9 protein-coding genes are annotated in these 13,383 nt (G+C 65.7%); 8 read left to right on the forward strand and 1 reads right to left on the reverse strand.

The window, feature by feature from the left end:
• Positions 1-73 precede the first annotated feature (73 nt).
• From ACEN42_RS08215 to ACEN42_RS08235, 5 genes are all read left to right on the forward strand, one after another.
• A complete protein-coding gene (locus ACEN42_RS08215) occupies positions 74-1,666 on the forward strand; it encodes a YdiU family protein (RefSeq protein ID WP_371879677.1) in 1,593 nt (530 codons plus the stop codon).
• Positions 1,667-1,715: 49 nt separating this feature from the next.
• Positions 1,716-2,132, forward strand: coding sequence for a peptide-methionine (R)-S-oxide reductase MsrB (gene msrB, locus ACEN42_RS08220; protein ID WP_371879678.1), 417 nt, complete (start codon positions 1,716-1,718; stop codon positions 2,130-2,132).
• A gap of 127 nt (positions 2,133-2,259) precedes the next feature.
• Positions 2,260-2,796, forward strand: coding sequence for a septation protein A (locus ACEN42_RS08225; protein ID WP_035498675.1), 537 nt, complete (start codon positions 2,260-2,262; stop codon positions 2,794-2,796).
• Positions 2,793-3,107: a BolA family protein gene (locus tag ACEN42_RS08230; protein WP_371879679.1), complete on the forward strand. Its 315-nt coding sequence runs from the start codon at positions 2,793-2,795 to the stop codon at positions 3,105-3,107. The genes ACEN42_RS08225 and ACEN42_RS08230 overlap by 4 nt, the downstream gene beginning before the upstream one ends.
• 80 nt (positions 3,108-3,187) lie before the next feature.
• Positions 3,188-3,970 (forward strand): peptidylprolyl isomerase, encoded by a 783-nt coding sequence (locus ACEN42_RS08235; protein WP_187604778.1) that lies wholly within the window; start codon positions 3,188-3,190, stop codon positions 3,968-3,970.
• 101 nt (positions 3,971-4,071) lie between these two features.
• Here the strand turns inward: ACEN42_RS08235 and purL are convergent, their stop codons facing one another.
• Positions 4,072-8,109, reverse strand: a complete 4,038-nt coding sequence (gene purL, locus ACEN42_RS08240; protein ID WP_371879680.1) for a phosphoribosylformylglycinamidine synthase — start codon at positions 8,107-8,109, stop codon at positions 4,072-4,074.
• 463 nt (positions 8,110-8,572) lie between these two features.
• On the opposite strand from purL, the gene ACEN42_RS08245 reads away from it, so the two are divergent.
• From ACEN42_RS08245 to pgi, 3 genes are all read left to right on the forward strand, one after another.
• Positions 8,573-9,865, forward strand: a complete 1,293-nt coding sequence (locus ACEN42_RS08245; RefSeq protein ID WP_371881093.1) for an FAD-dependent oxidoreductase — start codon at positions 8,573-8,575, stop codon at positions 9,863-9,865.
• 81 nt (positions 9,866-9,946) lie between these two features.
• The gene (locus ACEN42_RS08250) at positions 9,947-11,509 is read left to right on the forward strand and encodes an NAD(P)H-hydrate dehydratase (RefSeq protein ID WP_371879681.1); all 1,563 of its coding nucleotides are present in this window, start codon (positions 9,947-9,949) and stop codon (positions 11,507-11,509) included.
• Positions 11,510-11,715: 206 nt separating this feature from the next.
• Positions 11,716-13,350, forward strand: a complete 1,635-nt coding sequence (gene pgi, locus ACEN42_RS08255) for a glucose-6-phosphate isomerase (protein WP_371879682.1) — start codon at positions 11,716-11,718, stop codon at positions 13,348-13,350.
• Positions 13,351-13,383: the final 33 nt, after the last annotated feature.

Below are 13,383 nucleotides of genomic sequence, written 5' to 3' on the forward strand. Positions count from 1 at the left end.
GGATGGCCGGGCCACGCTCCTGCAGGCCCGCGGGCGCGGAATTACAATATCGTTTAACTCAGAGGCGCTCAATATGTCGTTTTCCCCAAGCAATGCCGTACGCGCGACGCGCGACGAGACGCCCGCCGACGCGCGTTCCATGAGCGAAATCGCCGGCGCGATCCGCGTCGGCGAGCCCGGTTCGTTCGCCGCGCTCGGCAGCGCTTTTCTCACGCGTCTTCCCGCCGCGCCGGTGCCCGATCCGTATCTCGTCGGGCTTTCGCGCGAGATGGCCGAAACGCTCGGTTTCGATCCGCAAGTCGCCACCGGCCCCGAAAAGGATGCATTCGCCGCGTACTTGGCCGGCAATCCGACACGCGACTGGGCGAGCGATTCGCTGCCCTATGCCGCCGTGTATTCAGGGCATCAATTCGGCGTGTGGGCGGGTCAACTGGGCGATGGCCGCGCGCTTACCCTGGGCGAGGTCCAGCACGATGGCGAGCGCCTCGAAGTGCAACTGAAGGGCGCAGGACGCACGCCCTACTCGCGCATGGGCGACGGCCGCGCGGTGCTGCGTTCGTCGATCCGCGAGTTTCTGTGCTCGGAAGCGATGCACCATCTCGGCATTCCGACGACGCGCGCGCTCGCCGTCATCGGCTCGGATCTGCCGGTGCGCCGCGAGACCATCGAAACGGCGGCGATCGTCACGCGCGTATCGCCGAGCTTCGTGCGGTTCGGCCACTTCGAGCACTTCTATGCGAACGACCGCATCGACGATCTGCGCACGCTCGCCGATCACGTGATCGACCGCTTTTATCCGCACTGCCGCGACGCCGACGACCCCTATCTCGCGCTGCTCGACGAAGCCGTGCGCTCCACCGCCGATCTGATGGCGCAATGGCAAGGCGTGGGCTTCTGCCACGGCGTGATGAACACCGACAACATGTCGATTCTCGGCCTCACGATCGACTACGGTCCGTTCGGCTTCATGGACGCCTTCAACGCGCATCACGTCTGCAATCACTCGGATACGCAGGGACGCTATTCCTATGGCCGCCAGCCGCAGGTCGGATACTGGAACCTCTTCTGTCTCGCGCAGGCGCTCGTGCCGCTCTTCGGCGGGAATCTGCCCGAGGAAGGACGCGCCGAACGCGTGGTCGAAGAGGCGCAGAAAGTGATGGAGCGATACAAGGATCGCTTCGGGCCCGCGCTCGTCGCGACGATGCGCGCGAAGCTCGGCCTCGAAATCGAGCGCGACGGCGACGACAAGCTCGCCAACGGTCTCTTCGAAATCATGCATGCGAATCGCGCGGACTTCACGCTCACGTTCCGGAACTTGTCGAAGCTCTCGAAATCCGACGCGAGCCAGGATGCACCGGTTCGCGATCTGTTCCTCGACCGCGCCGCCTTCGATGCGTGGGCCGTGCAGTATCGCGAGCGCCTGGCGCACGAGCCGCGCGACGACGCCGCGCGCGCCACGGCGATGAATCGCGTGAATCCGAAGTACGTGCTGCGCAATCATCTGGCCGAACAAGCGATCCGCCGGGCGGCCGAGAAGGACTTTTCAGAAGTGGAGCGCCTCCTGGACGTGCTGCGCCATCCGTATGACGAACAGCCGCAATACGAGGCTTATGCCGGCCTGCCGCCCAACTGGGCGAGCGACCTCGAAGTCAGTTGTTCTTCGTAGGATCGCCCTCATATACAAGGCCTTCCCGGCCAGACCAAAGGAACGAGAGATGAGCAGAGAAGACACCCCGACGAACTATCCGCTGCAGAAAGACGACGCCACCTACCGCCGTGAACTGGACGACATGCAGTATCAGGTCACGCGCCACGCCGTGACCGAGCGCCCGTTCACCGGCAAATACTGGGATCACGACGAGCGCGGCGTCTACGATTGCGTGTGCTGCGGCACGCCGCTTTTCGAATCCGCCACGAAATTCGACGCTGGTTGCGGCTGGCCCAGTTACTTCAAGCCGATCAACGGCGAAGTGATCCAGGAGAAAACCGACCGCACGCACGGCATGCTGCGCATCGAAGTGCTGTGCATGAACTGCGGCGCGCATCTCGGCCATGTATTCGAGGACGGCCCCGCGCCGACCGGCCTGCGGTATTGCATCAACTCGGCTGCGCTACAATTCGAACCCAAGTAAGCGCGAGCCCGGCACCCTCGCTCGGGGAGCGACCGTGCCACGCCGTACCGACGCCCGCTCCGTTCGAGCGGGCGTTCTTCCCTCGCGCGCCTCGCATCCATCCGATGCCCATCACGTCCGGACGCCAATGAAATTTCTGTTCGATCTGTTTCCGATCATTCTCTTTTTCGTCGCTTTCAAGGTCTGGGGCATCTATACCGCGACGGCGGTTGCGATCGCGGCGACGCTCGTGCAGATCGCCTGGGTCGCGTTCCGTCATCGCAAGGTCGATCCGATGCTGTGGGTGAGCCTCGGCGTCGTCGTCGTGTTCGGCGGCGCGACGCTCGTGCTGCATAACGACACCTTCATCAAATGGAAGCCGACAGCGCTCTACTGGCTGTTCGCGTTCGCGCTGATCGTCGCGCAGATCGGCTTCAGAAAAAATCTGATCGAAGCGATGATGGGCAAGCAGATCGTGCTGCCGCATCGCGTGTGGGGACAATTGAACGTCGCGTGGGCCGTGTTCTTCGCGCTGCTCGGCATCGTGAACCTCTTCGTCGCGTATAACTACACGACGGATCAGTGGGTCAACTTCAAGCTCTTCGGCGCGACGGGCTGTCTCGTTTTGTTCATCGTCGCGCAGAGTTTCTGGCTCGCGAAACACATGAAGGAGGACGGACAATGAACGCATCGTTCGATTTCATGAGCGCGTCGGCGGCGGACAAGATCGCGCATCTCGAAGCGCGTCTGAACGAGGCGCTGCAAGCGCAGTCGGTGCATATCGACGACGACAGCGCCGCGCACGCGGGCCATGCGGGTGCTGCGGCCGGCAGCCACTACACGGTGACGATCGTCGCGGCGTGCTTCGCCGGCAAGGCGCGCGTGGCGCGGCATCGGCTGGTGTATGATGCGCTGGCTGAGGAAATGCGGCGCGGCGTGCACGCGCTCGCGATCCGGGCTTACACGCCGCAGGAGTTCGCAGAACAATTCGAATAGACGCGCGCGCGCTTCATCACAAAGCTTTGCCTCTTAAATTCGCCTTTGAAGGCGTCTGTTTGCTCAGTTAGGAACCTCCGATGACTTTGAAAAAAACCCGCGTCTGGGTGTTGCTGGCTGCGTTCGCGGCTGCGCCCGCCTTTGCGCAAAACGTCGCCGTCGTCAACGGCACGCCGATTCCCACGTCGCGCGCCGATGCGCTCGTGAAGCAGCTCGTCGCGCAGGGTCAGCAGGACTCGCCGCAACTTCAGCAGGCCGTACGCGAAGAACTCATCAACCGCGAAATCCTGATGCAGGAAGCCGCGCGTGAAGGCGTCGCGACGCGTCCCGACGTGAAGGCGCAGGTCGCCGTGGCGCAGCAGACCGTCGTGCTGCGCGCGCTGATCGAAGACTTCGTGAAGAAGAACACGCCGACCGACGCCGAGATCAAGGCGCGCTACGACCAGCTCGTCAAGCAGAACGGTGGCGGCAAGGAACTGCATCTGCATCACATCCTCGTCGCGGACGAAGCGCAGGCGAAGGATCTGATCGCGAAGATCAAGGCCGGCGCGAGCTTCGAGGATCTCGCCAAGCAATATTCGAAAGACCCGGGATCGGGCAAGAACGGCGGCGATCTGGACTGGTCGTCGCCTTCGGCTTATGTGCCGGAATTCGGCGCCGCCGCGGAGAAGCTGAAGAAGGGCGAAGTCACGCCGGAGCCGGTGAAGACGCAGTTCGGCTGGCACGTGATCCGCCTGGACGATTCGCGCGAAATCGCCCCGCCGCCGCTCGATCAGGTCAAGACGCAGATCGCGCAGCAGATTCAGCAGGAAAAGCTGCAGGCATTCGAAGAAGGTCTGCGAAGCAAGGCGGTGATCAAGTAAGCGTGCTTGCCTGATCGTTCCGTTCGCGCATCAGCGATCATGACAAAGCCGCCCTCGGGCGGCTTTGTTGTTTCTGACGCAAATTCCGACGCGAAGCGCGATCAGCCGAGGAAGCGTCGCGCGTTCTGGAACACGCGCAGCCACGGGCTGCCGTCGGTGGTCCAGTCGTCGGGCGTCCAGCTCATCTGCACGTTGCGATGCACGCGCTCCATGTGCGGCATCAGCACGGTGAAGCGGCCATCGGGCGTCGTCACGGACGTGATGCCCTGCGGCGAGCCGTTCGGGTTGAACGGATACTGCTCCGTCGCATTGCCGCGATGATCGACGTAGCGCATCGCGACGAGCGCCTGCGCCTGATCGCCCTGCTGCGAGAAGTCGGCGAAACCTTCGCCGTGCGCGACCGCCACCGGAATGCGCGAGCCTTCCATGCCGGCGAAGAAGATCGACGGCGAACTCTGCACCTCGACGAGCGAGAAGCGCGCCTCGAACTGCTCCGACTTGTTGCGCGTGAACTTCGGCCAGTTTTCCGCGCCGGGAATGATCGACGCGAGACTCGACATCATCTGGCAGCCGTTGCAGATGCCGAGCGCGAAGGTATCGGCGCGGCCGAAGAACGCGGCGAACATGTCGGCGAGACGCTGATTGAAGCGGATCGTCTTCGCCCAGCCCTCGCCCGCGCCCAGCACGTCGCCGTACGAGAAGCCGCCGCACGCGACCGCGCCCGCGAAATCGGCGAGCGTCGCGCGGCCTTCGAGCAGGTCGCTCATGTGGACGTCGTGCGCATCGAAGCCGGCGCGATCGAACGCGTAGGCCGTTTCGAGATGCGAGTTCACGCCCTGCTCGCGCAGAATCGCGACACGCGGACGTTTTCCCGTCGCGATGAACGGCGCGGCGACGTCTTCGGCCGGATCGAAGTTCAGCACGGGCGAAATGCCGGGGTCGGCGGCATCGAGCAGCGCGTCGTATTCGGCGTCTGCGCAGGCCGGGTTATCGCGCAGACGCGCGATGCGCCAGCTCACCTCGCTCCACGCGCGATGCAGCTCGGCGCGCGGTGCATCGAAAATCTTCTTCGCGTCGCGATAGATCTCGATCGCGCCGTTTTCGTTCGGCTTGCCGATCACATGCGAGCACGCCGACAGGCCATGCTCGCGCAGCGCGCCGAGCACCGCGTCGCGGTCCGATGCGCGCACCTGCACCACCGCGCCGAGCTCTTCCGAGAACAGCGCGCGGATCGTGCGGTCGTCGCGGCGGCCGCTCGTCTGCTTCGCCCAGTCCTTCGCGTCGCCGTAGTCGGATTCGTGTTCGGCGTCGAGCGTCAGCATGTCGACGTTCAGCGACACGCCCACGTGACCCGCGAACGCCATTTCGCAGACCGTTGCCCACAGGCCGCCATCGGAGCGGTCGTGGTAGGCGAGCAGCTTGCCGTCGGCGTTGAGCGCCTGGATCGCGGCGAAGAAGCGCTTGAGGTCTTCGGGATCGTCGACGTCGGGTACGGCATCGCCGACTTGCTGCGTCACTTGCGCGAGGATGCTGCCGCCCATGCGGTTGCGGCCGCGGCCCAGATCGATCGCGATCAGCACCGTGCCGGCGTCGTTGACGAGCTGCGGCGTCAGATGACGACGCACGTCTTCCACCGGCGCGAATGCCGAGATGATCAGCGACACCGGCGACACCACTTCGCGCGCGCCGCCGCGTGCGTCCTGCCACTTGGTGCGCATCGACAGCGAATCCTTGCCGACCGGAATGCTGATGCCGAGCGCCGGGCACAGTTCCATGCCGATCGCCTTCACCGTCTCGTAGAGCGCGGCGTCTTCACCGGCGCTGCCGCACGCGGCCATCCAGTTCGCCGACAGCTTCAGCTTGTTCAGCGATTCGATCGGCGCCGACGCGATGTTCGTCACCGCTTCGCCCACCGCCATGCGGCCCGATGCGGGCGCGTCGATGACGGCGAGCGGCGTGCGCTCGGCAATCGTCATTGCTTCGCCGCGAAAGCCCGCGTAGTCCATCGTCGTGACCGCGCAATCGGCGACGGGCACCTGCCACGGGCCGACGAACTGGTCGCGCGCGGTCGTGCCGCCCACCGAACGGTCGCCGATGGTGATAAGGAACGACTTGCTCGCGACCGTCGGATGCTTCAGCACATCGACCGCGACCGCCGACAGCGGCAGACCGGTCACATCGACCGGCGTGAACTGCGTGCTCTCGCGCTTCACGTCGCGATGCATCTTGGGCGGCTTGCCGAGCAGCACGTCCATCGGCATATCGACGGGTTCCTGGCCTTCGTTCGCGTCGTCGATCAGCTTCAACTGGCGCTCTTCCGTCGCCACGCCGACGACTGCCACCGGGCAGCGTTCGCGCTCGCAGATGGCCTGGAACGCGGGCAGATCGGCGGGCGAGATCGCGAGGACGTAACGCTCCTGCGCTTCGTTCGACCAGATTTCGCGCGGCGAAAGACCGCTTTCTTCGAGCTGCACCTTGCGCAGATCGAAACGCGCGCCCTTGCCCGCGCCATCGACGAGTTCCGGGAATGCATTCGAAATGCCGCCCGCGCCGACGTCGTGAATCGACAGGATCGGATTGCCGTCGCCCATCTGCCAGCAGGTGTTGATGACTTCCTGCGCGCGGCGCTGGATTTCCGGATTGCCGCGCTGGACCGAGTCGAAGTCGAGTTCGGCGGTGTTCGCGCCGGTCGCCATCGACGACGCCGCGCCGCCGCCCATGCCGATGCGCATGCCCGGCCCGCCGATCTGGATCAGCAGCGTGCCGGCCGGCAGATCGTTCTTGTGCGTGTGCTGATCCGAAATATTGCCGATGCCGCCCGCGATCATGATCGGCTTGTGATAGCCGCGCACGCGGCCCGCGACGTTCTGCTCGTAGGTGCGGAAGTAGCCGCCGAGGTTCGGGCGGCCGAATTCGTTGTTGAAGGCGGCGGCGCCGATCGGCCCGTCGATCATGATCTGCAACGGCGACGCGATGCGGTCGGGCCGGCCATACGGCGCGTGCTGGTCGGCGGGGTTGCGCGATGCGAGCGGCACGGCGGCATCGCGATCGTTTTCCCACTTTTCGCGCGCGTCGGGGAAATCGAGATTCGACACCGTGAAGCCCGCGAGACCGGCCTTCGGCCGCGCGCCGCGGCCCGTCGCGCCTTCGTCGCGGATTTCGCCGCCGGAGCCCGTCGCCGCGCCCGCGAACGGGGAAATCGCGGTCGGATGGTTGTGCGTCTCAACCTTCATCAGCGTGTGGGTCATTTCCACGTGACGCTGATACTGCTCGTCGCGGCCGCGCGGGAACCAGCGTTCCGCGATGCCGCCCTGCATGATCGCCGAGTTGTCCGAATACGCGACGATCGTGCCTTCGTGATTCAGCTTTTCGGTGTTGCGGATCATCTGGAACAGCGACATGTCCTGCTTTTCGCCGTCGATGGTCCATTCGCCGTTGAAGATCTTGTGGCGGCAGTGTTCGCTGTTGGCCTGCGCGAACATCATCAGTTCGACATCGGTGGGATTGCGCTTCAGATCTTCGAACGCGCTCACCAGATAGTCGATCTCGTCGTCCGCGAGCGCGAGGCCGAGTTCGATATTCGCGGCTTCCAGCGCCTTGCGGCCCGCGCCGATGATATCGACCGTCTGCAAGGGCTTGGCCGGCAGTTCATCGAAGAGATGCAGCGCCTGATCGCGCGATGCCGCGACGCTTTCCGTCATGCGGTCGTGCAACGCATCCGCGACAGCCGCGCGCGCTTCGTCCGACAGCGCCTTCTTGCCGCCGAGAAAGCCGCTTTTCATGATGACCGAGTACTCGACGCCGCGCTCGATGCGCCGCACCTTCTCGAGCCCGCAGTGATGCGCGATGTCGGTCGCCTTGCTCGCCCACGGCGAAACCGTGCCGAAGCGCGGCACGACCATGAAAGTTTCGACGTGGCCGCGTTCCTTCGATGCGTCGAACGGCGCGCCGTAATGCATCAGCGCGTCGATGCGGCTGGTGTCATCGTCGGTGAGCGGCTCGGACGCGTTGACGAAATGCAGATACTGGCCGCGCACGCCGACGATATTCGCGTCGATGCGGGCGAGCGTTTCGAGAAGGCGGGTCTGACGAAAATCGGAGAGGGCCGAAGCGCCGGGGAAACACGAGAAGTGGGCCATTGTGACGGTGCGTCGATGACGTCTGTGTGCCGCTCGCGCGACGCTCGCATTTTTGCGAATCCAGAAAATTCGCAAATCCGGACTCGAGCGCGCAAAACGGCGTGAGGCGAAAGGAAGACCGCGATTATAACCCGGAAGCGTCTCGAAATCGGCCGGGGCGGTCCGTGCGACCGGCGCACGGCGGCGGCCCGGCGATGCCGAATGCATCGAATGCTCATCTCGAAATCACCGGGGCTTGCCCGGCCGCGTTCAACGGAGGGCGCCGCGCGGCCCACGACCACGCGGCTTGCCGTCCCTCGCAAACGATTTTGGCGCTATCATGGCGCGCTTTCTTCGGGTCCGGCGTAAAGTCGCGCCGCCGGTTCCGTCGTTCTACCGTCAAGGCGCGCGGCTTCGGGCGCTTCCGCCCGCGCGTCACGCCGCGCAGCACTGCAATCTCGCGCCTTCGGGCACAAAAAAAGTCATGGATGTCATCGTCATCGGCGGAGGAATCGCCGGCATCGCCACCGCTTATCAGTTGCATGCGGCCGGGCATCGCGTCTGCGTGATCGAGCGCCACGCGACCGTCGCGCAAGGCGCGACCTACGGCCAGGGCGGCCCGCTTCTGCCCTCGCCGCTCGATGTCTGGTTCGGCCCGACCTTCATGGCGTCGAGCCGCTCGAAGCAAAGCGGCATGGTGGTCAAGACCGGCTTCGATTCGGCCGCGCGCGATTTCATCAAGCAACTCGCGACGCTGCGCGATCCCGACGCGTTCGCGGCGCAATACGCGCATCTGCAGCCGCTCGTCGAGTTGTCGCGGCGCGTGCTGGCGGACATCGAAAGCCGTCTGGAACTCGATTTCGAACAACGCCGCGGCATGCTGCACGTATTCCGGCAGCCGCGCGAACTCGAAGACGCGCAGCCGGCCATCGATCTGCTCAAGGGCTGCGGCGTGCCGTACCGGCTCCTGACGCCCGAGGAATGCGTCGCCGTCGAGCCTTCCGTGCCGGACTATCCCGAATTCGCGGGCGGCGTGCTGCTGCCCGAGGAACGCACGGCGAACTGCCCGCTCTTCACGAAGCAACTGAAGCAGGTGCTCGAAGACGACGGCGTGCAGTTCCGCATGCATCGGAGCGTCGCGTCGGTCCGGCTGGACGGCGCGCGCGCCGCGGTCGAACTCGGCGATCCGAACGAGGGCAGGAAGCGCAGCGCCGACGTCGAGCTGATCACCGCGGATGCGATCGTCGTCGCGGCGGGCACCGGCACGCCGGGGCTCGTCGGCGGTGTGAAATCGGCGTCCTCGCTCTTTCCGCTGCGTGTGCACACGCTGACCGCGCCCGTCGCGTATGAGGAGCGCGTGCCGCATCTCACGGTCGTCGATACGGTCAAGCGCATCACCATGACGCGCGTGAACCAACGGCTGCGCGTGGGCGGCGCGGGCGTGTTTCAGAGCGCGTCGAAGGCCGACAAGCCGCTCGACGCCACGCTTTCCCGGCGCGCGCTCGACCTGCTCGGCCAGGGCACGCACGACTGGATTCCGGGCGCCGCGCGGGTCTCCGCCGCGCGCGCGTGGGACGGTCTGCGACTGATCACCGCCGACGGGCTGCCGATCGTCGGCGCGGCCCGCCATCCGCGGCTTTTCGTGAGCGCGGCGCACGGCCCGGCGGGCTGGGGCCTCGCGTGCGGGTCTGCTAAAGTGATCGCGGACCTCGTCTCCGGCGTCACGCCCGATTTGCCCGCTGGCACGCTCGCCGCGCTGAGCATCGAACGCTTCTAGCGACCTCGCGGCGCGCGCCGCCGCGACGGGCACGATTGCTGCGAAAACGCCGGGTTTCCGATCGCCCTTCCCGCCGCCGCCATGACCGCTGCCCGCTCGCCCTACTTCAGCCCCAAAGACGATCCGCTCGCGCTGCTGACGCTCACCGAGCTGCGCACGCTCGAAGCGCGCGCAGCCGCGGCGCTGCCGCCCCACACGTTGATGGCGCGCGCGGGCGCGGCCGCCGCGCAATGCCTCATCGACGTGTTCGAGCACGATCCCGATTCCCGCGCACGGCCGGTATGGCTCGTGGCCGGTCCCGGCAATAACGGCGGCGACGCGCTCGTGATGGCCGAGCGGCTGCATCGAGCGGGGATTGCCGTGCGCGTGTGCATGCCGGTCGAAGTAAAGCCCGACGACGCGCGCTGGGCGCTCGAATCGGCGCGCGCGGCGGGCGTGCCGATCGATGGCCAGCCGCCCGCATCGTTCGACGGCTTCGGCTGGCTCGTCGACGGCATGTTCGGCATCGGTCTCACGCGCGCGCTCGAAGGCGAGTTCGCCGATATCGCCGCGCGCATGTCGCGCCGTTACGCTGCTTCCGGCCGCGTGCTCGCGCTCGACGTCCCGAGCGGCCTGAACAGCGACACCGGCGCGCCCGTGAACGGCGGCGAAGCCGTGCGCGCGACCGACACCATCACGTTCATCGGCGCGAAGCCGGGTCATTTCACGTCGCAGGGCCGCGATCTGACGGGACGGCTCTTCGTTTCGACGCTGGAGATCGAATCGAGCGCCGCGCCCTCAATCGTGCTCAACGCGCCCGCGCTCTTCGGCCCGTGCATGCCGCCGCGCGACAACGCGACCAACAAGGGCACGTTCGGCTCGCTCGCGGTGATCGGCGGCGATACCGGCATGTGCGGCGCGCCGATTCTCGCCGCGCGCATGGCGCTCTACGGCGGCGCGGGAAAAGTCCACGTCGCGTTTCTCGGCGACGCCTTTCCGCCCTACGATCCACCGCATCCCGAACTGATGCTGCATCGCGCCGACGGCTTCGCGCTCGACAGGATGGACGCGCTGTCGATCGGCTGCGGCATGGGCACGAGCGAGCGCGCGAAAAACGTGCTCGCGGACGTGCTGAAGCTCGACGTCCCGAAACTCCTCGACGCCGACGCGCTCAATCTCGTCGCGAAAGACGAGGCGCTCGCCTCCGCCGTCGCGACGCGCGGCGCTCAGGGCGATCCGTGCATCCTGACGCCGCATCCGCTCGAAGCGGCGCGCCTCCTGCAAACCGACGCGAAAACCGTTCAGGCCGACCGCATCGCCGCCGCGCGCCAGCTCGCCGCGCGCTATGCGGCGATCGCGGTGCTCAAGGGCTCGGGCACGGTGATCGCGTCGCCCGATGGCCGCGTCTCGGTGAACCCGACCGGCAACGCCGGCCTCGCGACCGGCGGCACCGGCGACGTGCTCGGCGGATTAATCGGAGCATTGCTCGCGCAGAAGCTGCCGGCTTACGAAGCCGCGCTCGCGGGCGTCTATCTGCATGGGCTCGCCGCGCAGACGCTCACCGACGACGGCATCGGCCCGGCCGGACTGACCGCGGGCGAACTCGCGCCCGTCGTGCGCAGTCTCATCAACCGCCGCTTTTACGCGGGGCATGCCCGAAGCTGACGGTTTTCTGGCGCTCGCCTGCAAGGCCATCGTGACGCTTTGCAAGCATCCGTTCATGCATCGTCGCTATACTCTTTTTTGATTCGGGCAACCGCGGCCGCTCACTCGTGTTTCAGTCGCGTTCACCAGACACGACACGCACAGGCAAGCCGAGCCGCAATCGCACGAACGTATTCCTCTGTCACTCTCAGACTAACGGACCGCTCATGACCCAAAACTCGATGCTCAATTCGCTTCCTGCCTGGTCGGCGCTCCAGTCGCATTACGATGCCATCTCCGGCGAGCGCCTGCGCGACTGGTTCGCGCCCGAGAACGACACCGCGCCGACGCGCGCCGAGCGCCTGACCTTCGAAGGCGGCGGCCTCGCAATCGACTTCTCCAAAAACCGCGTCAAGGACGAAACGCTCAAGCTGCTCGTCGAGGTCGCGCAGCAAGCCAAGGTCACCGAACGCCGCGACGCGATGTTCCGTGGCGATATCGTCAACATCACCGAGCATCGCGCGGTGCTGCATACCGCGCTGCGCGCCCAGTCGCCCGACGCGCCCTTCTACGAGCAGGTGCAGAAGGAAAAGGCCAAGATGGCCGCCTTCTCCGATCGCGTGCGCGACGGCTCGTGGACAGGCTATAGCGGCAAGCGCATCCGTCACGTGGTGAACATCGGGATCGGCGGCTCGGACCTCGGGCCGAAGATGGTCGTGCACGCGCTGCATCATCTCGCGTCGAAGGATCTCGACACGCACTTCGTATCGAACGTCGATGGCGCCGATCTCTGGAGCGTCCTACAGCAAGTCGACGCCGAAGAGACGCTCGCGATCGTTGTCTCCAAGACTTTCACGACGCTCGAAACGATGACCAACGCGCATTCGATGCGCGACTGGTTCCTGAAATCCGGCTGTCCCGAAGATCAACTGTCGAAGCATTTCGTCGGCGTGTCGGCGAATCCGGCCGAAGTGGTCAAGTTCGGTATCGCGAAAGAAAACGTGTTCGAGATGTGGGACTGGGTCGGCGGCCGATACTCGCTGTGGTCGGCCGTGGGTCTCTCGATCATGCTCTCCGTCGGTCCGCAGAATTTCGACGCGCTCCTGCAAGGCGCGGCCGCGATGGACGAGCACTTCCGCACCGCGCCGCTCGACAAGAACCTGCCCGTGCTGATGGGCATGATCGGCATCTGGTATCGCAACTTCTTTGGCTCGCAGAGCGATCTGATCGCGCCGTATTCGCAGGCGCTGCACTATCTGCCGTCCTATCTGCAGCAACTGGAGATGGAAAGCAACGGCAAGTCCGCGCGGCTCGACGGCAAGATGGTCGATTATCCGACCGCCGCCGTGATCTGGGGCGAGCCGGGCACGAACGGCCAGCACGCGTTCTTCCAGATGCTGCATCAGGGCCCGACGCTGATCCCGATCGACTTCATCGCCGTGATGACGCCGGAGCATCCGCTTGTCGATCATCACGCGAAGCTGCTCGCCAACTGCTTTGCGCAGAGCGAAGCGCTGATGCTCGGCCGCACGCTGGAAGAAGCGAAGAAGGTGGCCGGTCCGGGCAAGGAAGAACTCGCGACGCATCTGAGCTTCCCCGGCAACCGCCCGACCACGACCATCATGCTCGATGCGCTCACGCCGCAGTCGCTCGGCGCGCTCATCGCGCTGTACGAACACAAGGTGCTCGTGCAAGGCACGGTGTGGGACGTCAACTCGTTCGATCAGTGGGGCGTGGAGCTCGGCAAGATTCTCGGCAAGGTCGTCGAGGCCGATATCACCGCCGCGAGCGTCGATGCGGCGAAGCATGATTCGTCGACGTCGGCGTTGATCGCGCGTGCGCGCAGTGCGTTGAAGCGCTGACGCCCGGCTTTGTCGTCGATGGCCCGCGACGCT

Source organism: Caballeronia sp. S22, assembly GCF_964261745.1.
GTDB classification, from domain to species: domain Bacteria; phylum Pseudomonadota; class Gammaproteobacteria; order Burkholderiales; family Burkholderiaceae; genus Caballeronia; species Caballeronia jiangsuensis.